General features: G+C 50.3%; 2 protein-coding genes and 1 pseudogene. All 3 read right to left on the minus strand.

Annotated elements, in window-relative coordinates:
- Positions 1–58: 58 nt before the first annotated feature.
- Positions 59–328, minus strand: a complete 270-nt coding sequence (locus SPL01S_RS24965; protein WP_073972101.1) for a hypothetical protein — start codon at positions 326–328, stop codon at positions 59–61.
- Positions 318–509, minus strand: coding sequence for a CPCC family cysteine-rich protein (locus tag SPL01S_RS24970; protein ID WP_073972102.1), 192 nt, complete (start codon positions 507–509; stop codon positions 318–320). Before SPL01S_RS24970 ends, SPL01S_RS24965 begins: the two co-directional genes overlap by 11 nt.
- Positions 506–2,117: pseudogene (locus SPL01S_RS25560) on the minus strand (hypothetical protein); the annotation flags it as partial. The pseudogene SPL01S_RS25560 and the gene SPL01S_RS24970, both read right to left, overlap by 4 nt.

A 2,117-nucleotide genomic window follows, 5' to 3' on the forward strand; every position in this document is an offset into this window, starting at 1 on the left:
CGTAAAGCAAAGATCCCGGCCTGTTGGCCGGGATCTTTGCTGCTGATTGCTAATACACTTAAACATACTCTTTAGGTATATTTCTTAATTGTTCATCTAGTGACCAATTTTCTGGTTTAGACTTTGCTATATTCCATTTAGCTCCATTTGACACCCACTTTTCTCTATAGTGCCGAATTCCTACTAAAGTCGCATCTTCATACCCGAACTCAACCCCACAGCAATCACATATATCAAAAGACGCATTTTTCCCATCATCTCCCCAAGGAGCATCTAACTGCTCTGCCCCACAGACTCGACATATATAAAGATCATTTTTACTGTGCATTGATAAACTCTTGTTTTGCTTCATTCAAACTCAAAGTGTTTGCACCACCAGAATAATCAGGATCAGATGATTGCACAGGATCATCTTCCCATCCGCAAACAGGACAGATCTCATAGCAACCAAGCTCATCTATCGTTTTATTTCCACAACATGGACAAGGATAGATTTCATTATTTGTCATTGCTTATTCCAATATTCGAGGCCTTTATCGGGTTTAAACATAGTCCGTGGTACTCCATTTTTATCTTTTGAAGCAAATGTGTTAGTCGTTGGATTGTAATACAGTGTATCCCCATTAGGTCGGGTCTTAGTCAGAGTACCCATTGGTGGTATCGTCATAAAATTATGAGCAGCATCAACATACTGCTTCGCATTCTGATACTCAGGGAACTCTTTTTTATGTTTATCCCAATGGCCGTAAGCATTGGCTACGGGATCTGCTTTCTTAGTTGCCGTCCAGATCCCAGTATCTTTAGCCTTACCCGGTAAATCCTTACCATTCTTCGCCGCCACAACCAACGTTGCCAACGACATACCTTCCGTGATCCGACGAGCGGTTTCGACCTCAACACCCAGTTTATCGCTCAGCTCAACCACATACTGGTTGCGAACAAATTGCTGGCTGTCATTCAGCTTATCACCTTCTCCGTACTGGAACAGGTGCTTGTCTTCTGTTCCCGCATAGCTCGGATAATTACCGTAACTCTCTTTAAACTGCGTAACCCAGTAATTATCCAGCGCTTGACGTTCTTCCGGTGTCGCCGCCTGATTTTGCATCAGGGATTCATAGTACGCTCGCTCTTGTGAGTTCAGCGCAAATTCGCTGGCACATTCCACACGGCGGCAAGCTTCAGCCAACAGACGCTGTTCTTTTTCCTCATCACCGTCCGCCAATTTTTTGATTTCTGCACGCTCATCTGGGTGCAACTGGCGGTTGTAACGCTCCGCATCCAACGCAGCTGCCGCTCCCGAACTCGCGCCCGTACTTCCCGCAACCACTCCACCCACCGCCGCACCACTCACCGCGGCTGCCCATTGGGTGATGGCCGCCTTTTCCTTCGCATCCAGTGTGGTGTTTTCCGTCAGGTAGTTATGCACTAACTGCCCGAACGCTTCGCTGCCCAGCCCTGCCAGACCACCGGCCAACGCACTGCCACCGCCGAGGCTGGCTTGTATCGCCCCGATAACGCCGTGAACTGCCGCCTTCTCTTTGCTGTCCGCGCCCCAGCCCAGGCTAACGCCGATGTCACCCGCGTATTGGTTCGCCATCTGCCCGAACACCGCCGCCAGCTCTTGCTGTTCCTCCACTTTCTGCTTATCGAAGATTTTGCCGATGCTGCCGTTGGCATGCTCGGTATCCCGGCTCAGGTCGTTAACGTCTTGCGTCTGGTTCGCGGTATCTCGAATAATAAGCGCACCACCCGCTATCGCCGATTGCGTCGTCCCCGCAGCATCGCCCGAGCTGCTTACGCCAATGTTCGGCAAAATGCCGCCGCTGTTAACCCGGTCACCGTTCTTATCTTCTTCGGATGAGAAGCCCGCACTAATGCCTTTACTGCTGGCGCTGTAATTCGCCTCATTCTCGATGGATGTCCACCCCAACGTATCGGTGGAGAGCTGGTTATGAATCACGTCTGCGGTGCTGGCAATCACCCCGCCGTTCAACTGGGTGTGTTTGCCGACGTTAATATCAAACCCTTTATCACCCGCGAACAGCCCACTCTGCTCACCCACGCTGGCGTATTCGCTGTCGATTTTGGTCTGGCTCATGCTCAGCGATGCCGACCCT

This window comes from Serratia plymuthica NBRC 102599 (assembly GCF_001590925.1).
Lineage (GTDB): Bacteria > Pseudomonadota > Gammaproteobacteria > Enterobacterales > Enterobacteriaceae > Serratia > Serratia plymuthica.